General features: G+C 64.6%; 17 protein-coding genes. 10 read left to right on the forward strand and 7 right to left on the reverse strand.

All coding sequences use genetic code 11. The features are described 5' to 3' along the window. Positions 1-16 precede the first annotated feature (16 nt). The 5 genes from BN1132_RS16810 to mscM form a co-directional block, all read right to left on the reverse strand. Positions 17-751 carry a succinate dehydrogenase/fumarate reductase iron-sulfur subunit gene (locus tag BN1132_RS16810; protein ID WP_042078944.1) on the reverse strand — a complete coding sequence of 245 codons (735 nt, stop codon included), beginning with the start codon at positions 749-751 and terminating at the stop codon, positions 17-19. Continuing rightward, positions 744-2,528: a fumarate reductase (quinol) flavoprotein subunit gene (frdA, locus tag BN1132_RS16815; RefSeq protein WP_042078945.1), complete on the reverse strand. Its 1,785-nt coding sequence runs from the start codon at positions 2,526-2,528 to the stop codon at positions 744-746. Before frdA ends, BN1132_RS16810 begins: the two co-directional genes overlap by 8 nt. 516 nt (positions 2,529-3,044) lie before the next feature. Continuing rightward, entirely contained in the window at positions 3,045-4,922 is a 1,878-nt protein-coding gene (locus BN1132_RS16820) for a methyl-accepting chemotaxis protein (protein WP_042078946.1), read from the reverse strand. A 156-nt stretch (positions 4,923-5,078) separates the two neighbouring features. Beyond that, on the reverse strand, positions 5,079-5,756 hold the full coding sequence (locus tag BN1132_RS16825; protein ID WP_042078947.1) for a glycerophosphodiester phosphodiesterase: 678 nt from the start codon (positions 5,754-5,756) through the stop codon (positions 5,079-5,081). A 209-nt stretch (positions 5,757-5,965) separates the two neighbouring features. Then, positions 5,966-9,241 carry a miniconductance mechanosensitive channel MscM gene (mscM, locus tag BN1132_RS16830; protein ID WP_042078948.1) on the reverse strand — a complete coding sequence of 1,092 codons (3,276 nt, stop codon included), beginning with the start codon at positions 9,239-9,241 and terminating at the stop codon, positions 5,966-5,968. Positions 9,242-9,396: 155 nt separating this feature from the next. Here mscM and BN1132_RS16835 point away from each other — a divergent pair, with 155 nt between their 5' ends. Continuing rightward, positions 9,397-10,734, forward strand: a complete 1,338-nt coding sequence (locus BN1132_RS16835) for an MATE family efflux transporter (protein WP_042078949.1) — start codon at positions 9,397-9,399, stop codon at positions 10,732-10,734. 66 nt (positions 10,735-10,800) lie between these two features. Here BN1132_RS16835 and BN1132_RS16840 read toward each other — a convergent pair whose 3' ends face one another. Next, positions 10,801-11,628 carry a peptidoglycan DD-metalloendopeptidase family protein gene (locus BN1132_RS16840; protein WP_042078950.1) on the reverse strand — a complete coding sequence of 276 codons (828 nt, stop codon included), beginning with the start codon at positions 11,626-11,628 and terminating at the stop codon, positions 10,801-10,803. Positions 11,629-11,873: 245 nt separating this feature from the next. On the opposite strand from BN1132_RS16840, the gene BN1132_RS16845 reads away from it, so the two are divergent. From BN1132_RS16845 to BN1132_RS16870, 6 genes are read left to right on the forward strand one after another with little or no spacing between them, the layout of a single operon-like run. Next, complete coding sequence (locus BN1132_RS16845; protein ID WP_042078951.1) at positions 11,874-12,413, forward strand: fimbrial protein; 540 nt, start codon at positions 11,874-11,876, stop codon at positions 12,411-12,413. A gap of 9 nt (positions 12,414-12,422) precedes the next feature. Then, complete coding sequence (locus tag BN1132_RS16850; protein WP_042078952.1) at positions 12,423-13,184, forward strand: fimbria/pilus periplasmic chaperone; 762 nt, start codon at positions 12,423-12,425, stop codon at positions 13,182-13,184. 34 nt (positions 13,185-13,218) lie between these two features. Then, entirely contained in the window at positions 13,219-15,777 is a 2,559-nt protein-coding gene (locus BN1132_RS16855) for a fimbria/pilus outer membrane usher protein (protein ID WP_244462962.1), read from the forward strand. Next, entirely contained in the window at positions 15,774-16,502 is a 729-nt protein-coding gene (locus BN1132_RS16860; protein ID WP_042078955.1) for a fimbrial biogenesis chaperone, read from the forward strand. Before BN1132_RS16855 ends, BN1132_RS16860 begins: the two co-directional genes overlap by 4 nt. Beyond that, the gene (locus BN1132_RS16865) at positions 16,495-17,529 is read left to right on the forward strand and encodes a fimbrial protein (protein WP_244462963.1); all 1,035 of its coding nucleotides are present in this window, start codon (positions 16,495-16,497) and stop codon (positions 17,527-17,529) included. Before BN1132_RS16860 ends, BN1132_RS16865 begins: the two co-directional genes overlap by 8 nt. Before the next feature lie 40 nt (positions 17,530-17,569). Next, the gene (locus BN1132_RS16870; RefSeq protein ID WP_042079002.1) at positions 17,570-18,352 is read left to right on the forward strand and encodes a BPSS1780 family membrane protein; all 783 of its coding nucleotides are present in this window, start codon (positions 17,570-17,572) and stop codon (positions 18,350-18,352) included. A gap of 48 nt (positions 18,353-18,400) precedes the next feature. Here BN1132_RS16870 and BN1132_RS16875 read toward each other — a convergent pair whose 3' ends face one another. After that, a complete protein-coding gene (locus BN1132_RS16875) occupies positions 18,401-19,303 on the reverse strand; it encodes a LysR family transcriptional regulator (protein WP_042078957.1) in 903 nt (300 codons plus the stop codon). Positions 19,304-19,427: 124 nt separating this feature from the next. On the opposite strand from BN1132_RS16875, the gene BN1132_RS16880 reads away from it, so the two are divergent. The 3 genes from BN1132_RS16880 (at position 19,428) to oxyR (ending at position 22,049) form a co-directional block, all read left to right on the forward strand. Then, positions 19,428-20,288 (forward strand): Vmh family MBL fold metallo-hydrolase, encoded by an 861-nt coding sequence (locus BN1132_RS16880; protein WP_042079003.1) that lies wholly within the window; start codon positions 19,428-19,430, stop codon positions 20,286-20,288. 80 nt (positions 20,289-20,368) lie between these two features. After that, the gene (locus tag BN1132_RS16885; RefSeq protein WP_042078958.1) at positions 20,369-21,004 is read left to right on the forward strand and encodes a DsbA family protein; all 636 of its coding nucleotides are present in this window, start codon (positions 20,369-20,371) and stop codon (positions 21,002-21,004) included. Positions 21,005-21,152: 148 nt separating this feature from the next. Next, positions 21,153-22,049: a DNA-binding transcriptional regulator OxyR gene (gene oxyR / locus BN1132_RS16890; protein ID WP_042078959.1), complete on the forward strand. Its 897-nt coding sequence runs from the start codon at positions 21,153-21,155 to the stop codon at positions 22,047-22,049. Positions 22,050-22,090 lie beyond the last annotated feature (41 nt).

A 22,090-nucleotide genomic window follows, 5' to 3' on the forward strand; every position in this document is an offset into this window, starting at 1 on the left:
GGTCTCACTCCTGGTCTCAATCCGGCTTGAACATGGCGATCATGTAGTCCTTGGCGCTCTCGACCTTGCCAAGCTGGATGGCGGCGGCCGGATCCACGCCCTTGGGGCACACTTCGGAGCAGTAGCCCACGAAGGTGCAGCCCCAGACGCCCTCGTCCTGGCTGATGATCTTCATCCGCTCCCTGGACGCGCTGTCGCGGTTGTCGGCGTTGTAGCGGTAGGCCAGCGCCAGGGCCGCCGGACCGGTGAACTTCTTGTTGATGCCGTACTGCGGGCAAGCCGCATAGCACAGACCGCAGTTGATGCACATGGAGAACTGGTGATACTTCGCCATGTCAGCCGGGGTCTGGGTGTACTCGCCGTCGCACAGGTTGCGCGGTTCGGCCGGGATGATGTAGGGCTTGATGCTCTCCAGCTTCTCGATGAAGTCGGACATGTCCACCACCAGGTCGCGCTCGATGGGGAAGTTGTTGAGCGGCTCTATGGTCATCTTGCCCGGCAGGTAGTCCCGCAGGAAGGTCTTGCAGCCGAGCTTCGGAATGCCGTTGACCATCATGCCGCAGGAGCCGCAGATCGCCATCCGGCAGGACCAGCGGAAGCTCAGGGTGGAGTCCAGCTGATCCTTGATGTACTGCAGGGCGTCCAGCAGGGACATCTCTTTGAGGTAGGGCACCTGGAAGGTCTGCATCCAGGGCTCGTTATCCTGCTCCGGACGGTAGCGCAGGATTTCAATTTCGATCATCTCAGCCATTCTTCTTAGCCTCGTCTTGTTTCTCACCCTCGGAACCGTACACGCGCTTGGCCGGTTGGGATTTAGTGATCTTCACATCGGAGTAGTCGATGGTCGGGGCCCCTTCGCCGTTGTAGAAGGAGAGAGTGTGCTTGAGGAAGTTGACGTCATCGCGCTCCTCGTAACCGTCCAGACGCTGGTGGGAACCGCGGGACTCCTTGCGGTTGATGGCGGAGTGTGCCATGGCTTCCGCCACGTCCAGCATGTAGCCCAGTTCGATGGCGTACAGCAGGTCGGTGTTGAAGACCGAGGACTTGTCGTTGATCTTGATCTTCTTGTAACGGGCCTTCAGCTCGTTGATCTTGTCGATGGTGCCCTGCATCAGCTCTTCGGTACGGTAGATACCGACGCCGGCTTCCATGGACATGCCCAGCTCGTTGCGGATATCCGCCGGGTTCTCGGTGCCGTCGACATCCAGCAGGGAGAGGTGCTGCTTGATCAGAGCTTCGGCCTTGGCGGCCAGGGCGGCAGTGTCGCCGTGGGCCTGGGTCTTGGCAAACTCACCGGCGTGCTCGCCGGCCACCTTGCCGAACACCACGATCTCGGACAGGGAGTTGGAGCCCAGACGGTTGGCGCCGTGCAGGCCGACGGAGGCACACTCGCCCAGGGCATAGAGGCCCGGCAGACGGGTGGCGCACTGGCCGTTGGTCTCGATGCCGCCCATGGTGTAGTGCGCGGTCGGGCGCACCGGGATCGGCTCTTTCACCGGATCCACACCCACGTAGGCCTTGGCCAGCTCGCAGATGAAGGGCAGACGCTCTTTCAGGTACTTCTCGCCGAGGTGGCGCAGGTCGAGGTGAACCACGTCGCCCATGGGGCCCTGGATCACGCGGCCCTTCTGCTGCTCCTGCCAGAAGGCCTGGGAGAGGCGATCGCGCGGGCCCAGCTCCATGTGCTTGTTCTTCGGCTGGCCGACCGGGGTTTCCGGGCCCAGGCCGTAGTCTTGCAGGTAGCGGTAGCCATCCTTGTTCAGCAGGATGCCACCCTCACCGCGACAGCCTTCGGTCATCAGGATGCCGGTGCCCGGCAGGCCGGTCGGGTGGTACTGGACGAACTCCATGTCCCGCAGGGGCACGCCGTGGCGGTAGGCCAGGGCCATGCCGTCACCGGTGACGATGCCGCCGTTGGTGTTGTAGCGATAGACGCGGCCGGCACCGCCGGTGGCCAGCACCACGGACTTGGCCTGGATGAAGCGGGTGATGCCGTTCTGGATGTCGAAGGTCAGTACGCCCTGGACGCGGCCATCTTCCACGATGAGATCCAGGCAGAAGTGCTCGTCGAAGCGCTTGATGCTCGGGTACTTGATGGAGGTCTGGAACAGGGTGTGCAGGATGTGGAAGCCGGACTTGTCGGCGGCGAACCAGGTACGGGGGATCTTCATCCCGCCGAAGCGGCGCACGTTGGCCTTGCCATCGGGCTTGCGGCTCCAGGGGCAACCCCAGTGCTCCAGCTGGATCATCTCGTTGGTGGCGTTCTCGACGAAGTACTCGACCACGTCCTGCTCGCACAGCCAGTCACCGCCGGAGACGGTGTCGTTGAAGTGGTTCTCGAGAGAGTCGTCATCACGGACGACGCCGGCGGCGCCGCCTTCCGCGGCCACTGTGTGGCTGCGCATGGGATAGACCTTGGAAATCAGGGCGATATCCAGATCGGGGTGGGCTTCTGCAATGGCGATTGCGGCACGCAGGCCACCACCACCGGCACCGATGATGGCGACATCGGTCTTGATAATATCCACATCTGCCTCCTTAGGGATAGATTTGCTGGGCACGATTTTGCTCTATGAAAAAAATTCAGGCTTGATGCAAGTCAAACTGCTCTGTTTTAGTGCGTGGCAATGGTGGTTTTTAATACAACCACCCCATTCCATGGATGAAAACGCCGTTTTTATCGCCATCCTTCAGTGATCAGGATCAGCCGCAACCATCAGTCTGGTTGTTTTAACTCCCAGATTATATGTAGTTTTCTTTCAGTAAAATGAGAAATGCCTCTCTTTTTGGGTATTACCCTCAAAGTTTTTAAGTTTTTTATCAAAAATATTTAATAAGAACTATTCTCAGCATTTTATGGTCTGAAATCTTTTAAAAAAAGTAATGCGAATATAGCCGAGGTGAACCATGGGCAGGCTGTATGCGACCTGAATGGGGAGGAGCCTCACAAAAACGCGATACGGGGCGCCAGGGTAATAACTACTGAAACAAAAGGGATTTTACGTAAAAAAGGGGGCCTGTGCGGCCCCCTGGATGGGGTGGTCTCAGATGCGGAACATGCCCACCTGATTGTTCAGTTCGCCTGAAATATTTTTAAGTTGAGCCGACAGGTTGCGGGAGCTGTCCGCATCGATCGCCAGCTCGTCGGAGACGTCCTTGACCGCCTGGATGTTGCGGCTGACCTCGTCGGTCACCGCCCGCTGCTCCTCGGCGGCGCTGGAGATCTGGGTCGCCATGTCGGAGATCTGGTTGATGGAGGTGGTGATCTGCTCCAGGGCCTGGGTGGCGTCGTTTGCGTCTTCCACGCTGTTCTGGGCCAGCAGTTGACCCTCGTGCATGGTGCTGACGGCCCCCTGGGTGTTGCGCTGAAGGGTCTCGATCATGCTGCGGATCTCGACGGTGGAGCTGTGGGTGCGCTGGGACAGCACCCGCACCTCGTCCGCCACCACGGCGAAGCCACGGCCCTGCTCGCCGGCCCGGGCCGCCTCGATGGCGGCGTTCAGCGCCAGCAGGTTGGTCTGCTCGGCGATGCCCTGGATGGTGGAGAGGATGGTGTTGATCTCCTGGGCGTTCTTCTCCAGCTCCTGGATGATGCCGGAGGCTTGTTTCACCTGAGTCGCCAGATCCGTGATGGAGCGCTGGTTGCGGGCGATCACCTGCTTGCCGTGCTCACAGCTGCTGGAACTGCTGCGGGCTGCCTCCGCGGTCTGCTCGGCATTGCTGGCGACCTCGACGGCGGTGGCGGACATCTCGTGCACCGCGGTCGCAATCTGGGAGATCTCGTTCTGCTGGCGCGCCAGCCCCTGGTTGGATTTCTCCGCCATGTCGTGGGAGGACCTGGCCTGCTGGTTGAGCTGGGTGGAGGAGTTGGAGATGTCCTGCACCATGACGTGGATGCGTTCGATGAAGGTGTTGACGTGCTTGGCGACGGTGCCGACCTCGTCTTCCCGCTCGATCTTGATGCGGCGGGTCAGATCGCCGTTGCCACGGGAGAGATCCGCGATGGCGTCGCCGAGGGTCTTCAGGGGCGCCAGGGAGCGGTTGATGGCCACGTAGGAGAAGCCCGCCACGATGAGGATGGTGAGGAGGCCCTGCAGCAGGGCGGAGGTCACCATGCGGGAGACGGACTGATAGGCCACCGCCTCGTCCACCACGATGCCGAAGTACCAGTTGGTGTTGGGGATCTCGGTGAGATCGAACACGCTCGCCTTGCCGCTGATATTCATCTCGGAGATGGTGTTGTCATGGGCCAGCTCGTTGACCTTGGCGGCGGTGAGGTCCGGGGAGAGGGCGGTGGCGGGCTTGAGGGTCAGCGCCTTGTCCGGGTGGGCGATGATGGTGCCGTTGCTGTCCACCAGGATGGCGTAGGTGCCTTCCGAGTTGATCGCCAGCACGTCGCGTACCAGGCCGTCGATGGAGACGTCACCGGCGATGACGCCGTCGGTGCTGCCGCGGCTGAAGGGCTCGGCGATGGTGATGATGAGGTTGCCCGAGGCGGCGTCGGCATAGGGGGCCGTGATGGCGAGCTTGCCGGCGGCCATGGCGTCCTTGTACCAGGGGCGCTGGCGCGGATCATAGCCGGCCGGCAGATCGGTCGGCTTGCTCTGGATCATCCGGCCATCCTTGGTCCCCACGTAGACCAGGTCGAAGTTGCCCGCGTTCATGGACTGGGCCAGGTGGCTCAGCGGTTCCTCCTCCTTGGCGAAGGCCTCCTTGGTGGCCTGGACCAGGCTGATGCGGGCATCGAGCCAGCGGGAGATGCCCTTGACGTTGGCGATGGAGCTGTCGTCGATGAAGCTCCAGATCAGCCGCTGGGTTTCGCTGCGCAGCTGGGTGGTGTTGTACCAGACCTGCAGGCCGGAGATGACCAGGATAATGGCCCCGATGGCGAGGACCAGCTTGTTCTTGATGGATAGGTTCATGTTTACATCCTTGTGAGCGTCAGTCTGAGATCCGTGGTGTTTGTTATTGTTATGGGCCAACTCTGTATCGGCCGACTGTGGACTTTATGTATCCCGGTGCACAGCAAATTTTCGATTTATTTCACCTCCCGACGGCCCGCCAGGCCGCGCCGATACTCAGCTGAATCGATCTGGTCGGTTGGTAAAGATGCTATCGACGCCCATGGCCGCCAATGCATCCCCATCACTCACCTCATCGACCGTGTAGACCAGGATCTTGAGCCCCCGGCGATGGGCATCCGCCACCAGCCCGGCGTCGACAAAATCCACGTCGCAGTTCAGGGACCAGGCCCCCAACTCCTCGGCGAAGCGGGCACCGTGCAGCGGCAGGCTGGCGGTCAGGGCGCCGGTCCTGATCTCCGGCCGCAACACCTTGAAGCGTATCAGCTCGGGATGATGGAAGGAGGAGACGACCCAGTGCGCCGGGGTGAAGCCAAGCTCCGCCTCGGCCCGCCGGGTCAGGGCGGCCACCGGCTCGGCGGTGCCTGCACCCTTGAGTTCGATGTGCAGCTCGCAGCGCCCCGCAATCAGGCTCATGACCTGCCACAGGGTCGGGATCCGTTCCCCGTCTCCGGCATCCAGGCTTGCCAGATAGTCCCGGGATTGGTGGCTGAGCACCCCGTGGCCGTCGGTGCAGCGCTCCAGCCGCCTGTCGTGGAAGACCCAGAGCTCGCCGTCAGCCTGCTGCACGTCGAGCTCGATGGCGCCGACCCCGAGCTCCAGCGCCAGGGCGATGGCCTTGAGGGTGTTCTCCGGTGCCAGTCCGCTGGCCCCGCGATGGGCAATGATCTGCATTCGTTGCTCCTGTTGTCGTCATTGGGGGATGGTGATAACCCCACCCCGGCCCTCCCCTTCACAAGGGGAGGGGGCCCGTCAACCCCGGCTCATCCTGATATCGATCTGCTGGTGCGGCAGGTGCATGCCGTATTGGGCCTGCTTGTCCAGGATCAGCGAGTGGACCTCGTGGGTGCACGGGGACATTCGGTGATCCCTCAGTACCATGCTCAACCCCGGCTCATCCTGATATCGATCTGCTGGTGCGGCAGGTGCATGCCGTATTGGGCCAGCTTGTCGAGGATCAACGAATGCACCTCGTGGGTGATCGGCATCCGGTGATCCATGCTGTTGACGTAGAGCCGGATCTCGTAGATGAGGGCCGAGTCGGTGAATTCGATCAGGAATACCTCAGGGACCGGGGTGTCCAGCACCAGGGTGGACTCCTGCACGCACTGCTCCAGCAGCTGCTGCACCCGCCTGGGCTCCTGGGTCAGGCCGATGCGGATGCGCAGCTTGACCCGGGTGATGGCGTCTGACAGGGACCAGTTGATGAACTGCTCGGTGATGAAGGCCTTGTTGGGGACGATGATCTCCTTCCTGTCCCAGTCCACGATAGTGGTGGCACGGGTCTTGATCTTGGTGACTGTGCCGGTGAGATCGCGGATGGTGACGGTGTCGCCCAGGCGGATCGGCTTCTCGAACAGGATGATGAGGCCGGAGACGAAGTTCGCGAAGATCTCCTGCAGCCCGAAGCCCAGCCCCACAGAGAGCGCCGCCACCAGCCACTGGGTCTTGGACCAGTCGATGCCGAGCATGGAGAAGCCGGTGAGGGCGCCGATGAGCAGCACCAGGTACTTGCTGACCGTGGTCAGCGCAAAGCCGGTGCCGGGGGAGAGGCTCAGGTGCTGGAGCAGGGTGAGCTCCATCAGCCCGGGCAGGTTGCGGGCGGTGACCACCGTCAGGATGAAGGCGAAGGCGGTCAGCATCAGATCCTGCAGGGTGATGGCGGAGAGCTGCTCGATACCAGCCACCTTGCTGCTCACCTGCCACACCTCGATGCTGCTGAGGAAGCTGAACGCCGAGTTGAGATCCGACCATTGCACCACTACCAGCATGGTGAAGCCCAGCATCAGCAGGGTGCGCACTAGGCCGAGGGACTGGGCGCTGAGGGTGTCGAGATCCAGCTCGGGTTCCTCCACCACGTCGGGGATCTCGGAGCTGAGATCGTCCTCGTCCCGCTCCCGCTGGGCCAGGATCTCGGCCCGCTTGTGCTTGGCGCGGTCGAAGGCGAGCCGGCGGCGCTGGATCAGCATCCAGCGGTGGGCCAGGTAGTAGACGAGCAGGCAGCCGAGCCCCGCCAGCAGGCTCAGTTCCAGCTGGCGCAGCAGGGTGCGGGAGGTGTAGAAGTAGCCGAACAGGGCGCCCAGCACCGCCAGCAGGGGGGCCAGCATCAGGCTGTTCCAGATGAAGTGGTGCAGCAGGTGGGGCTTGGTCATGTCGGCCTGCCCCCAGGTCAGCGGCAGCTTCTCCCGGTTGAGGCGCGCGAAGAACAGCAGCAGCCAGAGGGCGCCGACGATGAAGGCGAGGCGGCCCAGGGAGTCATAGAAGGCGTGCTCCTGATAGCTGCTGGCCATGCCCTGCACGAAGAAACAGGGGATCAGCACCAGCAGCAGGGTGCGGAACTGGCCCCACACCCGCTGGACCCGCTCCTTCGGCCAGCGGAAGTGCAGGATCAGGATCCCCTTCTCCAGGGTGAGGTGGCGGGCGACCAGCAGGGCCAGCAGCAGGAACCAGATCTCGCCAAGGCCCCGGGCCACCGCCACCGCGAAGGGGTATTGCCAGGCGCCGTCCAGCAGGCCGTGCAGCATCAGCGCCATGGCGGGCAGGGGCAGGGCCGCCAGCAGGGAACGCATCAGCAGCCGGCTGGTGAGGCTGAACTTGTCCTGGGTCACCTTGCCGATGCGCGGGGCTATGAACTGGCAGTACTCCGTCAGGTGGCGGGCGAGTTTCAGCCAGCACCAGGCCAGTCCCAGCAGGCCCAGGCCGGCCAGGGTCAGGGTGAGGGGGTTGTTCTCGGCGATGGCCCTGGGGATCTGCAGCCAGTTGGCCGGGTTGAAGATCAGTCCCAGGGCGGCGGGCACGCCGAGCAGCACGACCGGGCTCAGGGGACGCACGTCCGGCATCCAGAACAGGTGGCTGGCGCTGAGTTCGCGGATCTCGTCGATCTTGCTGTTCTGGCGGCTGTAGAGCAGCTTGAGCCGGGTCTGCTCCTGAATGAGGGTATCGGAGGCGTCGTTGAGCCGGGTCAGCAGTTGCCGCCTAGCCTTGAGCAGGTTGTCGAGCACGGCGCGCTGGGCCCTGTCCAGGGTGATGCCGTCCCCGCTCAGCAGGTTGTTGCGGATCTGCGCCGGATCCTTCAGGGCATCCTGTTCGGTCTCGTACTGGTATTTCGCCATGCGCGCCTTGACGATGGCGGATTCCAGCTTCTCCAGCGGGAAGTAGGCGGGCAGGTCGGCCAGCTTGCTGCGCAGGTTCTCGCCATAGGCGTTGCTGATCTGCAGCCACTCCAGCTGTTCGCGCACCGAGTTGACCAGGTCGTTGAGCCCGGAGAGGGAGCTGTCCAGGGTGCGCTGCTCGTCCTGCACCCGCTCGATCTGGTCCTCCAGGGCCCCCAGTTGCAGGGAGAGCGCCTGGTTCTGCTGTTGCTGCTCCTGCAACAGGGGCAGATCCGAGGTGAGCTGCCGGCGCAGGCGTTCGCTCTCGGCCAGGGCCTGCTCGGTCTTCTCCCGGCGCAGCTGGTTCTGCTGGGCGAGCAGGCTGGCCTGCCACTCGTCCTCGTCCGTGATGGCGAGGTTGAGCTCCTGCAGCTTCAACTTGCCGAGATCGTTGCGCTGCTGGGCGGAGAGCTGTTCGAGCTCCAGCATCTGGATCCGGTCCGACAGGCTCTGCTCCTTGAGGCGGGTGGCCAGCTGCTGGGCCTCCTGCAGCCGATCCGACTCGTTGCTGAAGCTCAGGCGATCGAGCTGGGATCGGGTCTGCAACAGCTGCTTGCGCAGCTCGTCGACCCTCAGGTGATACTCCTGCCCCGTGCTCTCCAGCTGGTTGAGGCTGTCGGTCACCCCCTGGCGCTCCTTGCGCAGGTTGATCTGGCGGTTGCTGCTCAGGCTGATGGCCTGGCGCAGGGCGTCCTCCTTGAGGGAGGAGAGGGGCGGACGGGACTGGGGCTGGTAGTTGTGCAGCCCCTCCTTGAGCCGGGCCGACTCCTTGGGGTAGTCGATGAGGATCTGCTGGTAGGCCTTGCCCTGCTCCCGGTAGCGCTGGGCGTCCCGGGCATACTGCAGCGCCTGCTGGTAGCTCTCCCTCAGCTGCTGGTTTTCCGGGCTCTCCGTCTTGGGAACGCTCTGCAACAGTTCCTCGACCTGGGTGATGGCATCATCGGCCTGGGCTGCGGAGAAGGGGAGCAGGCTGAGACAGAACATCAGGCAGAGCAGGCGTTGCAACATGGCGCACGTTTCCGTTCATGAGAAATCGCCCTAGCCTAAAGCAGGGGCTGGAGCGGGTAAAGCCTTCCATCCTAATGATTCACAACATAAATGGCGGGTGATCCGGGTCTTGTTTGGCTATTATTCTGGCCGTTTCCCACCTTGTTGAGCATTCTATGTCCTCCGTCGACCTGGGCACGGCCCCCCTCTCCCGCCTCTTCCTGCGCTATGTGACCCCGACGGTGGCCGCCATGCTGGTCACCGGCGTCTATGTCACCATAGACGGCATCTTCGTCGGCCATATCCTGGGTCAGGACGGCCTGGCCGGCATGATGCTGGCCTACCCCATCTGCGCCGTGCTCTATGCGGTGGGGGCGCTGATCGGCATGGGCTCCTCGTCGCTCGCCTCGTTTTATCTGGGCAAGGGGGAACAGGCTAAGGCGCGCCACATCGTCGGCAACGCCCTGGTGATGGTGCTCATCGCCTCGGCCCTGCTCGCCTTTGTCGGCATCCGTCATGGGGACGAGATGCTGCGCTGGATGGGGGCCGAGGGAGTCATCTTCGATGCCGGCCTCGCCTACCTGCAGTGGTACGCCTGGCTCGGGGCCTTCGCGGTGCTCTCCATGGCGTTTACCGCCCTGCTGCGCAACGACGGGCGACCCGGCCTCACCACCTGGATCCTGGTGGGGGGCGGCGTGCTCAACGTCCTGCTCGATTACCTGCTGATGGCGGTGATCCCCTGGGGGCTGGCGGGGGCGGCCATCGCCACCATGCTCTCCCAGGCGGTGACCAGCGGTCTCTGTCTGTGGCACTTCTTCACCCCCCGCAGCCAGCTGCGCATCCGCTGGGACACCCTGGTGCCGGACTGGCGGCTGATGGGGGAGACGCTGCGACTCGGGGTGTCGAGCTTCCTGATGTACCTCTATCTCTCCGTGGTGCTGGCGCTGCACAACAAGGCGCTGCTGGCGGTGGGTAGCTCGCTGCACGTGGCCGCCTATGGCGTCATCAGCTACAGCGAGGCCTTCTTCTATCTCATCTTCGAGGGGATCGCCATGGGCATCCAGCCCATCGCCAGCTTCAACGCCGGGGCGGGCAACTGGGCGCGGGTGCTGCGGGTGCGCAACCTGGCGCTGGGGGTGACCCTGGTGGTGGCGCTGTGCGGCATGGTGCCGCTCTATCTGTGGCCGGAGGGGGTCGTCTACCTGTTTGCCGGCGACAACGCGGCCCTCTTGCCGGTGGCGACCCTGGGGATCTGGCTCTACTTCTGGGGGCTGCCCATGGAGGGACTGCTGCTGGTGGGGGCCACCTACTTCCAGGCCATCAACCGGGCCCGCATCGCCTCCCTGCTCACCGGCGGCAAGCTGGTGCTGATTGGCGGCTTCCTGTGGGGCTTCTCCTCCCTCTGGGGCGTGGCCGGCGTCTGGCTGGCGCTGCCTGCCTGCAGCACCCTGCTGGTTCTGGTGATGTGGCGGGTCATGGGCAAGGAGGCCGGGCTGCATGCCGCAGCCGCATAGCTAACGCCCCCGTCCATTGACGACAAAGGCAGCCTGGGCTGCCTTTGTCGTTTCATCCAGCCAGGGTCAGGGCTTGAAGGCCCCGATAAAGATGGCGGGGTCGACCCGGGCATCGTTCAGGCTAACGTTCCAGTGCATGTGGGGACCGGTGGCACGACCGGTGGCGCCGACCCGGCCGACGATGCCGCCGCGGGGCAGGCTCTGGCCCAGCTTCACGTCGACCTTCGACATGTGACAGAACATGCTGATGAGCCCCTGGCCGTGATCGACGAACACCGTATTGCCGTTGAAGAAGTAGTTGCCGATGAGGATGACCTTGCCCGCCGCCGGCGCCTTGATGGGGGTGCCGGCGCCGACCGCAAAGTCGAGGCCAGAGTGGGGGTTGCGCTCCTCGCCGTTGAAGAAGCGGCGCAGGCCGAACGGGCTGGAGAGGGGGCCGTTGACCGGCTTGTCGAACAGCAGGTTGCTGGGCTGGGCCGGGCTGAAGGTCTGGTAGGCCTTGGTCTGTTCGGCCAGCTCCCGATTGATGCGCGCCATGTCCTCCGCCAGCGGATTGACCTGGCGCGTATTTTTCAACTTGATGTGCTGCTCCCGGTAGTGCTTGGTGCCGACCTGGAAGCCGAGGGTGCGGCCATCGCCCAGCTTCAGCTGGTGGGGGCCGGGCTGGCTCTTGAGCGGGATGCCGACGATGGCGATCCAGCGCCTGCCCTCTTCCTGCACCACCAGCACGGGCTTGTCCTGATACCGCACGGCGGGCGCCTTGGCGCCGTCCCCGAGCGGCACCACGGCCACGCCCCCCGGCACAGGGTGATTGAGCAGGCGGCTGATAAAGCCGGATTCGGCGTGAAGAGCGGGACTGCCGAGCAGCACGAGAAGGAAGAACAGGCGGCGCATGGTGGCTCCATCGAACAAGGCGGTGAGATACGAGGGGGCAGATGATGCCACATTCTGCCGGGGCTGTCCGTCCCCCGGACCCATGGCCGCGGGGCTGCCTGAAAGGAGCAGGAGTGAAAACTCTGTGCTATTTACTAATGCGTCACTAAAAGGTGTCTTTGAATGACACCTATGTCGGCAAGCAGTGAAGCACTGGCAGGAGGACGGCAGTCGCCAGCGACATCCAGGGATAGACGGAGGTTGTGATGAAGACCAAGGCTCTCTTGCTACTCGGACTCATAATGGGGATGTCGGCACCCGTTGCCGCCTTCAACGGGGTCATTACCATCAATGGCGAAGTGACCGCGGGGACCTGTGCCATCGCGGTCAACGGGGGCACGGCGTCTGCGACCGTGACCCTGCCCACCGTCAGCACCAATGCCCTTGGCAGCATAGGCCAGACCGCAGGGGCGACCGGTTTCAACCTTGCTCTCACCAGTTGCCCGACCACGGGGTCTGTGCGGGCCTACTTCGAAAACATCGGGGTGGAGCAGACCACGGGCAATCTCAGCAACAAGGCCGTCGCCTCGGGAGGCAAGAACCCGGCCCAGAACGTGGAGGTGCAGATCCTCTCTGCCAACAGCACCCCCATCGATCTTCGTACCAACACAGGCAACAATGTGCTGGTCAGCTTCAGTGCCACCGGCGGGGCGACCCTCTACTACAGCGCCCAGTACATCGCCACCGGCGCCGTCGGTGCCGGCCTGGTCTCTGCGGATCTCATCTATTCTCTGGACTACCACTGAGTCTGCCCCATGAGCCTCCCTGCCTCCCATCGTTCCCCCCTGGCCGGGTCTGGCCGCATCCTCTGGTGCGCCTTGCTGCTCCTGTCCTGGCAGGCCTGGGGTCATGTCCAGATCTCCGGTACCCGGGTCATCTACCCGGCCAATGCGCGGGAAGTCACGCTGGAGCTGACCAACAAGGGGAGCACCCCCTCGCTGGTGCAGGTGTGGCTGGATGCCGGTGACCGCCGGATCCGGCCCGGTGCCGAGGCCCTGCCGTTTCTGATCACGCCTCCCATCACCCGCATCGAGGCCCAGCGCGGCCAGTCCCTGCGTCTGGCCTATGTGGGACAGGGGCTGCCTCAGGACCGCGAGTCCGTGTTCTGGCTCAACGTGCTGGAGGTGCCGCCGAGCGTCAAGTCCACCCAGGCTGGCCAGAACATGGTGCAGCTCGCCTTTCGCTCCCGGATCAAGATGTTCTACCGGCCGGCGGGTCTGGCCGGTAATGTGGAGCGTTCCGCACACCGGCTCACCTGGCGGCTGGTCCACCAAGGCGCAGGCTATGCCCTGCGGGCCAGCAATCCGAGCCTCTATCACGTCAGCATCAGCAACCTGGAGCTGCAGACGACCCAGTCGAAGCGTTACAGCAACCTGAGCGGTGGCATGGTGGCGCCGGGGGGTACCTTCGATTTCCCCGTGGAGCAACTCTCCGGGGCCGTCCATGCCAAGAGGGTGACCTTCCATTGGCTCAACGACTATGGCGCCCGCGAGGTGGGTGAATTCGTCTTCCGTTGATCCCGGTGCATGCGCCGGCGCCGAGGGGGATGCCATGAGCGCCGGCGTGTCCCTCCCTTGCCATGCTTCTCCGCCGGCCTGCGGCCCCGCCCCCGGTGGCTGGTGTCTCTTCCTCCTGCTCTGGGGAGCCCTGGCCATGGCCGAGGAGGCTCCCGGGCAGGCAGGTGGCTCACCCGACGAGGTGGAGTTTGACAGCCGCCTGCTCGACAGCCTGGGGGTCGACATCGATCTGGCGCGCTTCTCCCGTGCCGACTTCATCCCCCCGGGGCGCTATCAGCTCGACATCACCCTCAATGGCAAGGAGAGGCTGAGCCAGCAGGTGGAGGTGAGAGCGGGGAAGGATCCCGCTACCCCCAGGTTCTGCTTCCAGCCCGACCACCTGAAACAGTGGGGGCTGATCTTGGACAAGCTGCCCGATCAGACCGAGGTGACGCGGCAGCTCGGCCTCGACTGCATCGAGGTGGGGGCCCTGGTGCCCGGCGCCGGCTTCACGTTCGATCTCGCCAGCCTGAGCGGGGCTCTCAGCCTGCCCCAGGCCTACCTGGGCCGTGTCAGACGGGACTATGTGGGGCCGGAGCAGTGGGTGCAGGGGATCAATGCCGCCTTCGTCAGCTACAACGCCAACCTCTACTACAGCGAGCAGGAGGCGGTCGACGAACCGCTGAGCAGCAGCATCAACCTCAACACAGGTCTCAACCTCGGCGCCTGGCGCCTGCGCCACAACGGCTCCTATCAGGGGGGCAGTCACGGGGGCTATGATCCCCTCAACAGCTATGCGCAGCGGGACATTACCTCCCGTACCGCCCAGCTGACCCTGGGGGAGTATTTCACCCCGGGCGACAGCTTCGACAGCGTGCCCTTCACCGGTGTGCAGATCGCCAGCGACGACGCCATGCTGCCCGACTTCGAACGGGGGTTCGCCCCCGTGGTGCGCGGGGTGGCCCAGAGCAACGCCAGGGTCACCGTTCGTCAGGGCAGCGCCCTCATCTACGAAACCCAGGTGGCGCCCGGTGCCTTTGCCATCGACGATCTCTATGCCACCAGCTTTGCCGGGGATCTGGACGTGACCATCACGGAGGCGGATGGCAGCGTTCAGAGCTTCACCCTGCCGTTTTCCTCCGTGGTGCAGATGTTGCGAGACGACACCTCCCGCTTCAGCCTGACCCTGGGGCGCTATCGCAACGAGGCGGGGCCCGATGGGCCGGACTTTCTGCAAGGCACCTACAGGCGCGGCTTTTCGGATGCCCTGACCCTCTATGGCGGGGCCATCGCCGCCGAGGATTACACCGCCCTGCTGGGCGGTGTGGCGGTGGGGTCGGATTACGGGGCCCTGGCCGTCGATGTCACCGGATCCTGGGCGCGCGCCCTGCCCGTCAGCGCAGCCTTGCCGGCGTCGCAGTCCGGTCAGAGCTATCGCCTCACCTACAGCAAGCAGATGGAGATGACCCGGACCTATGTCACCCTGGCCGCCTACCGCTTCTCCAGCGAAGGCTACCTCGATCTCAACGACGTGGCGGCGATGCAGGCCCAGGCGCTGGACCGCCTGCAGCGGGAGCGCAATCGCTTCCAGCTCAATGTCAATCAGCCGGTGGGGGAGTGGGGGGATCTCTACTTCAACGGCATTCGCCGCGACTACTGGGGAGGCCAGGGGGAGAGCAGCAGCTTCCAGCTCGGCTACAACCGGGGGTTTGACTGGGGCAGCCTGACCCTGTCGGCCAGCCACTCCCTGGAGGAAGGGGCCGGCGATCAATACGTGCTGAGCCTCAGCATTCCCATCGGCGACAAGCTGGGGGCCCCGCGCCTTAGCAACACCCTCTCCTATCAGGAGGGGCAGGGGACCAGCGCCAGGCTGGATCTCAACGGCGGCTCCCGGGACGGCCGCTTCTATTACGGCCTCTACGGCAGCCATGGTCCCGGCGGGGAGGGCAGTACCCAGGGTTATGGCGCCAATCTGCAGTATCAGACGGCATCCGCCCAACTGGGGCTCAGCACCAGCCAGGGGGAGGGGTATGCCCAGTATGTGGCCTCTGCCAAGGGGACCCTGCTGGTGCACGGTGAGGGCTGGGTGCTGGGGCAGACGCAGGGGGAGACGATGGCACTGGTGGAGGCAAAGGGGGCCCAGGGGGCCAGGGTCAGCCACGGGATCGGCAGCGAGGTAGACGGCGATGGCTATGCCGTGCTGGCCGGGCTCAACCCTTATCGCACCAACATCATCGGCCTGGATCCGAGCGGCCTGCCGCTGGATGTGGAGATCGACGGCAGCGCCCGCATGGTGGCCCCCCGCCGGGGGGCCATCGTCAAGCTGGCCTACGAGACCCGGGTCGGTCAGCCCCTGCTGATCAAGGCCGAACGGCAAGATGGCAGCGCCCTGCCCTTCGGAGCCGAGGTGGTCGACGGCAGCGGCGGCTCGGTGGCCGTGGTCGGCCAGGGGGGACTTATCTTCGTGCGTGGCGAGCAGGGGCCCCTCTACGTCCAATGGGGTGAAGAGAGGGCAGAGCGATGCCGGCTCGCTTATCGGGCTCCCCGGCCGGATCCGGCCATGCCCTATCAGCAGGTGGCGGCCCGCTGCCTCGGCGTGGAGTCTGGCTCATGAGAAGGGTCGGATGGCCGGGTGTCGTGCTGCTGGCCCTGCTGTGGGCAAGGGAGGGCGAGGGCGCCCTAAACCTGACCCGTACCCGGCTCGTCCATGAGGGGGGTGAGGCCACACTGCTGGTACGCAACGATGGCGCCGGCCCCAGCCTGTTGCAGGCCTGGGTCGATGAGGGGGACGAACGCCAGGGACCGGCCGAGGTCACGACCCCCTTTCTGGTGGTGCCCCCCGTGATGCGGCTGGGGCCCGGACGGGGGCAGACGCTGCGTGTCCTCGGCGCGGATCTGGGCCGGCTTCCCCGGGACAGGGAGTCCCTGTTCTGGCTCAATGTGCTGGGGCTTCCCCCCAAGGCTCACGCCTCGCAGGGGAGCGTGCAGCTGGCCTACCGCACCCGCATCAAGCTGTTCTATCGGCCGCCCGGGCTGGCGGGATCGGTGGCGGAGTCGGTGTCTAAGCTGGGTTGGCAGGCCTTGCCCGGGGGCGGGCTCAGGGTCACGAATCCGGGCCCCTTCCACATCAGCCTGAGCGAGGTGCTGCTGACGGCAGGCGGGCGGGGGCTGGCCTGGCGCGAGGGCGGGGTGCTGCCGCCCTATGGTGCCCTGCCCGTGGTCATGGCGGGGAGGGTACCGCCGGACGCCAGGGGCAGGCTGCGCTGGATAGACGACGACGGTACCTACCGTGAACAGGCCTTTGTGCTGGGATTGGGGGGAGGATCGCGGGATGAGTAACATGGCTGGCCGTCATGGCCCCTGGCCCCTGCTGGCGGGGGCGCTCCTGCTGCTGGCGGGCATGTGGCCTCAAGAGGGGCTGGCCGTCAGCGGTCAATGCACCAGCCCCTTCGTGGCGACCCTGCCCATCAGCGCCGATAACGATCTCTATCAGCCTGGCGAGACCCGGAGCGCGACCTTCTCGACCACGGACACTGCCACCTGTGACTGCACCGGGATCTCGGTGGGCCTGCTGGTGACGGTCTACTACCAGGGCACGACCGGCCTGCCGACCGTTGCCGATCCCCTCGGTACCCTCATCAAGCTCAACCCCTATTTCGGCCTCAAGGTGGAGTTCAACGCGGCAGGGGCATACCAGACAGTTCCCTTCAATGCCACGACCAGTGGGTTGCTCAGCGCCTGTGTCGGCGGCTTGCTGAATGTCTCCCTGCTGGGGGGGATCAACGTGAACGGCGGGCGCGTCACCCTGAAGCTGCTCAAGGGGGTCACGGGCACCCAGACCTTCAGCGGCACCGTCGCCCACCTCTTCGTGCGCCGTGCCGGCACACCCGACACCAGCCCGGTCAATGCATTCAGCACCCTGGCGATGAACATCAGCGTCACCTCGACGCCGACCTGCCAGTTTCCCGCCGGCACCAGCATCCCCATCGATCTCGGCGCCGTGGCGCAGAGTGCCTTCGTCGAGGGGGAGATCCCCAGGGGATATAGCCCCCGCAGCGTCGATGTGAGCGTGACCTGCAGCCAGATCCCGAGCGACTACGTGGTGCCGCTGCGCTACAGCTTCGGAGGGGCGCTCAGCAGCCAGAACCGCTTCATCACCACCAGCCTGGCCGGAGTCGGGGTAGGCATGGTGGAGCAGGACACCTTGACCCCTATTCCATTCGATACCGCCATCGCGGTACCCTATTCGGCGGCTACCCATGACACCGACTACAGGGTGAGGCTCTATCCGACCCGGTTGCCGGGTCAGGTGGTGCGTACCGGTACCTATACGGGAACCATCATGGTCACGGTGAGCGTGCCCTGACGAGAGGCTTCCCCGCTCCTATTTTTCGACGAGGTCAATGATGCAAAGCGACAGCGCCCTGCGCCGCGAACCCAAGCGCCACTCCATCGGACAGGGCTGGATCTGGGTCCGCACGGGATTCGACATCTTCAACAAGGGGATGGGGGCCAGCGTGGCCATGATAGTGCTCTGGTTCGTGGTGGGCATAGTGCTGGACCAGCTGCCGGCGGGGGGGCTTATCTCCCAGCTGCTCTACATGGTGTGGGGTGCCGGCTGGGTGGCGGTGGCACGACGGGGCTTTGGGGGGCAGCCGCTGCAGTTCGCCGACTTCTTCGCCGGTTTTCGCCATCGCCTGACGCCGCTGATGCTGGGGGGGCTCATGGTGCTCGCCCTGTTCATGATGATCCTGATGATCTGTGCGTTCATGCTGCACCTGTGGGGGCTGACCGGCCTGTTGTCCCAGGATCCCGAGACCCTGACGCTGACCCCGGAACAGGCCCGGGGCTTCCTGCTCTGCGCCTTGCTGGGGCTGGCCCTGCTGGTGCCCGTGCTGATGGCCATCACCTTTGCCCCCGCCCTGATCTTCTTCCACGGGGTCGGGGTCTGGCAGGCGGCCAGGCTCAGCTTCAGGGGCTGTCTGCGCAACATGTGGCCCTTCCTCTGGTGGGGGCTGCTCGGGGCCGTGCTGATCTTCTTCGGGGCGCTGCTGATGCTGGTGGGCCTGCTGGTGGTGCTGCCCGCCATCAACTACTCCATCTATGCCGCCTATCACGACATCTATCTGGAGGAGCCGGTGGCGAACGATGGCGAGCCGCCTGCCAGGGAGTTTGGCTTCGAGGCGTGAGCCAGGATCCGCAGACAGGGGGCCGCCAGGCCCCTTTTTCATGGACCCTCACCGGGCTTGCCACAGGGGATCGTCCGCCATCCGGGCGACGAGAAAGTCGAGGAAGCTGCGCAGCAGGGGAGACATCTGCTTGCGGGTGCCGTAGACCGCATAGACGCCGAGCCGCTTGGGTTGCCACTGGGTCAGCAGGGGCATCAGGGCGCCGCTCGCGAGGTGGGTCTCCACCGAGTAGCGGGGCTGCAGGCTGATCCCCGCCCCATCCAGGGTCGCCGCCAGCAGCAGGTTGGAGATGTTGGCGCTGAGGTTGCCGCTCACCGGCACCGACTCGGGACCATGAGGCCCCTGAAACTCCCACAGGCTCTTGCCGAAATAGGTGTAGGTCAGGCAGTTGTGCAGGGCCAGATCCTGCACCTGCTGGGGCGGAGCATGGCGAGCCAGGTAGGCAGGACTGGCACAGACCACGGAGTGGCAGGTGCCTAAGGGGCGCGCCACCAGATTGGGATCCAGATCGTTGGTGATGCGCAGGGCGAGATCGATCCGCTCTTCCACCAGGTTGACCGTCCTGTCCAGCAGCAGGATGTCGATGGCCGTGCCCGGGTAGCGAGCCAGATAGTCGTTCGCCGCCTTGACCAGCAGGGCTTCGGAGAGGGAGTAGCTGCTGGTGATGCGCAGTTGGCCCTTGGGGGCGTCGTCGCCCTTCACGGCGATCTGTTCCATCTCCTCTCCGAGTGCCAACATGGCGCGGGCCCGGTTCAGGGCCTCCTCGCCCGGGCCGGTCAGACTCAGTCGGCGGGTGGTGCGGTGCAGCAATCTGGCTCCCATCCAGCGCTCCAGCTCGGCCAGGTAGCGCGAGACCATGGCGCGAGACATCTCCAGCTTCTCCCCGGCCCCGCTCAGGCTGCCCTGTTCGACCACGCAGACGAAGACCCGTAATGCGGTCAGCCTATCCATTCGTGCCTCTATATGCTCGATTTGTGCAACAGTGATGCACTGATTATGCGGTATTTGCACCTTAGGCGATCCAATACACTGTGTCCATCAAATGACCCCCCGAATACTTAATGAGGAATAGATGATGAACAGCACCCTGATCCGCAACCTGACGCTGGCCACCACCCTGCTCGGTGGCGCCGCGCTGGCCGCCCCCCTGACCGTGACCGTCTACAACCCCGGCGAGAAGGCGATCTTCCCGGTCTCCTCCTCACTGGTGACCGGTGACAAAGAGGCGATCCTGATCGATGCCCAGTTCGACGTGCAAAATGGCCAGGCGCTGGTCGACATGATCAAGAAGAGCGGCAAGAAGCTGACCGCTGTTTATATCAGTGCCGGTGATCCCGACTTCTACTTCGGTCTGGAGCCCGTCATGGCTGCGTTCCCGGATGTCAAAGTGCTGGCCGACCAGCATGTGGTTGACCATATCAACCTGACCAAGGATGCCAAGCTGAGCTACTGGAGCCCGATCCTGGGCAAGGGGGCACCCAAGAGCCTGACCGTGCCGCAAGTGATGACTGCCAGCCATCTGACCCTGGATGGCGAGAAGATTGAAATCAAAGAGATGAACACGCCCAATGCCTACCTCTGGGCCCCTTCCATCAAGACGGCATTTGGCGGTGTGCCGGTCTACAGCGGCGTGCACGTCTGGATGGCGGACAGCCAGACCAAAGCGGCCCGCAGCAACTGGGTCAAGGCGCTGGACAACCTGCTGGCCCTGAAACCCGAGCGCGTGGTACCGGGCCACTTCCTGGGCACCGCGCCCCAGGGCACTGCCGCAGTGACCTTTACCCGTGACTATGTCCAGCGCTTCGAGCAGGAGCTGGCCAAGGCGAACAGCTCCGGTGAGCTGATAGAGGGCCTGAAGAAGGCCTATCCGTCCCTGCCGGTGGACGACGGCCTGGCCATAGGTGCCAAGGTCAACATGGGCGAGATGAAGTGGTAAACCCCTGACGCCTACTTCCCTGTGTTTTTTTACCGGGCCCGAGGGCCCGGTTTTTTTAGCCGAATGAACGAGTGAATCACATGAACGACACCACCTTGCACTATGTCTATGACCCCCTCTGTGGCTGGTGCTATGGCGCAGCCCCCCTGCTCCGCGCCGCAGCCGGGATCCCGGGCCTTCGCATCGCGCTGCATGCGGGCGGCCTCTGGCTGGGCGCCCGGCGCCAGCCCATGGGCCAGGCCCTGCGGGACCATGTGCGCCCCCATGACGAGCGGATCCACGCCCTGACCGGCCAACCCTTCGGGGAGCGCTACTTCAACGAACTCCTGCTCAACGAGGGGTTGCTCCTCGATTCCGAGCCGCCCATTCGCGCCGTTCTGGCACTGGACGAGCTGGGCGGGGATGGCCTTGCGCTGTTGCACCGCATCCAGGAAACCCATTATGAGGAGGGGGACTGGGTCGGCTCCCCGGCGCGGCTCACGGCGCTGGCGCAGGAGCAGGGCGTGCAGCCTGAGGCCTTTGCCCAGGCCTGCCAGCGGGTGGATCTCGCCGGGCATCTGGCCGACAGCCAGGCCTGGTTGCGACGGCTCGGCGGGCAGGGATTCCCGACCCTGGGGCTGATGCGGGGCGAGCGCCTCCTGCCCATCCCCGTCTCACCGTATCTGGGGGAGCCGCACGCCTTCGCGAAGCATCTCGCCTCCCTGATGACTGACTGACCCCTGGCGGCCGCGGTTCCATGCCGTGGCCGCTGCCATGCTCCTGCTACCTGTGTGGCGGACGTGCATTCGCCTGCGAGCCTCCCTTGTCCCCCGCACCGTTCTTGTGCATGCTAGCGGCCACATTGAATGGCAGGATGCAGTACCCATGAACCTTCGCGATCTCGAATACCTGGTAGCGCTGGAAGAGGAGAAACACTTTCGCAAGGCGGCGGAGCGTTGCTTCGTCAGCCAGCCGACCCTGAGCGGCCAGCTGCGCAAGCTGGAAGATGAGCTGGGGGTGATCCTGATCGAGCGCACCTCCCGCAAGGTGCTGTTCACCCCGGCCGGGGACGCCATGGCCCGGCAGGCCCGCAAGGTGCTCAAGGAGGTGCGTGAGCTCAAGAGCATAGGCCAGCACTTCGCCGAGCCCATGTCCGGCGAGATCCACATCGGCTTCATTCCCACCGTGGGTCCCTACCTGCTGCCCCACATCATTCAGGATCTGCGCGAACACTTCCCCAAGCTGGAGTTCTACCTCTACGAAGAGCAGACCCAGGTGCTGCTCAAGCGGCTGGAGGAGGGGGAGCTGGACTGCCTCGTGCTGGCGGAGCTGGAGGGGATGGAGGGCTTTGGATCCATCCCCCTCTATCAGGAGCCCATGTGGCTGGCGGTGCCCCAGCATCACCCCGAGGCCATCGCCAGGGCGGTACCGCTGCACAACCTCAAGGGCAAGAAGCTGCTGATGCTGGCCGATGGCCACTGTCTGCGGGAGCAGGCGCTGGGATTCTGTTTTGCCGCCGGCATCGGGGAGGATCAGCGCTTCAAGGGCACCAGCCTCGAGACCCTGCGCAACATGGTGGCGGCCGGCAGCGGCATGACGCTGGTGCCCAGGCTGGCGGTGCCCGCCAATCCGGAGGAGGGGGGCGTCAGCTACCGCCCGGTGATCGACCCCGTGCCGGGGCGCACCATCTCCCTGCTCTACCGTCACTACTCGGTGCGGCGTCCCTGCTTCAATGAACTGGCGGCCCGCATCTCGCGCCTGATAAAGAGCCTGCCCGTCTAGGGGCGAGGTCCCCGGGCACAAAGAAAAAACCGGCGCAGGGC

The organism is Aeromonas sanarellii, from assembly GCF_000820085.1.
Lineage (GTDB): Bacteria > Pseudomonadota > Gammaproteobacteria > Enterobacterales > Aeromonadaceae > Aeromonas > Aeromonas sanarellii.

Bases quoted from the DNA above. Each gene is read 5' to 3' on its own strand.
- BN1132_RS16810 (WP_042078944.1), bottom strand. From the start codon at position 751: ATGGCTGAGATGATCGAAATTGAAATCCTGCGCTACCGTCCGGAGCAG.
- BN1132_RS16870 (WP_042079002.1), top strand. From the start codon at position 17,570: ATGCAAAGCGACAGCGCCCTGCGCCGCGAACCCAAGCGCCACTCCATC.
- oxyR (WP_042078959.1), top strand. From the start codon at position 21,153: ATGAACCTTCGCGATCTCGAATACCTGGTAGCGCTGGAAGAGGAGAAA.
- BN1132_RS16855 (WP_244462962.1), top strand. From the start codon at position 13,219: ATGAGCGCCGGCGTGTCCCTCCCTTGCCATGCTTCTCCGCCGGCCTGC.
- BN1132_RS16880 (WP_042079003.1), top strand. From the start codon at position 19,428: ATGAACAGCACCCTGATCCGCAACCTGACGCTGGCCACCACCCTGCTC.
- mscM (WP_042078948.1), bottom strand. From the start codon at position 9,241: ATGTTGCAACGCCTGCTCTGCCTGATGTTCTGTCTCAGCCTGCTCCCC.
- BN1132_RS16865 (WP_244462963.1), top strand. From the start codon at position 16,495: ATGAGTAACATGGCTGGCCGTCATGGCCCCTGGCCCCTGCTGGCGGGG.
- BN1132_RS16845 (WP_042078951.1), top strand. From the start codon at position 11,874: ATGAAGACCAAGGCTCTCTTGCTACTCGGACTCATAATGGGGATGTCG.
- BN1132_RS16840 (WP_042078950.1), bottom strand. From the start codon at position 11,628: ATGCGCCGCCTGTTCTTCCTTCTCGTGCTGCTCGGCAGTCCCGCTCTT.
- BN1132_RS16820 (WP_042078946.1), bottom strand. From the start codon at position 4,922: ATGAACCTATCCATCAAGAACAAGCTGGTCCTCGCCATCGGGGCCATT.
- BN1132_RS16875 (WP_042078957.1), bottom strand. From the start codon at position 19,303: ATGGATAGGCTGACCGCATTACGGGTCTTCGTCTGCGTGGTCGAACAG.
- BN1132_RS16850 (WP_042078952.1), top strand. From the start codon at position 12,423: ATGAGCCTCCCTGCCTCCCATCGTTCCCCCCTGGCCGGGTCTGGCCGC.
- BN1132_RS16835 (WP_042078949.1), top strand. From the start codon at position 9,397: ATGTCCTCCGTCGACCTGGGCACGGCCCCCCTCTCCCGCCTCTTCCTG.
- BN1132_RS16885 (WP_042078958.1), top strand. From the start codon at position 20,369: ATGAACGACACCACCTTGCACTATGTCTATGACCCCCTCTGTGGCTGG.
- BN1132_RS16825 (WP_042078947.1), bottom strand. From the start codon at position 5,756: ATGCAGATCATTGCCCATCGCGGGGCCAGCGGACTGGCACCGGAGAAC.
- BN1132_RS16860 (WP_042078955.1), top strand. From the start codon at position 15,774: ATGAGAAGGGTCGGATGGCCGGGTGTCGTGCTGCTGGCCCTGCTGTGG.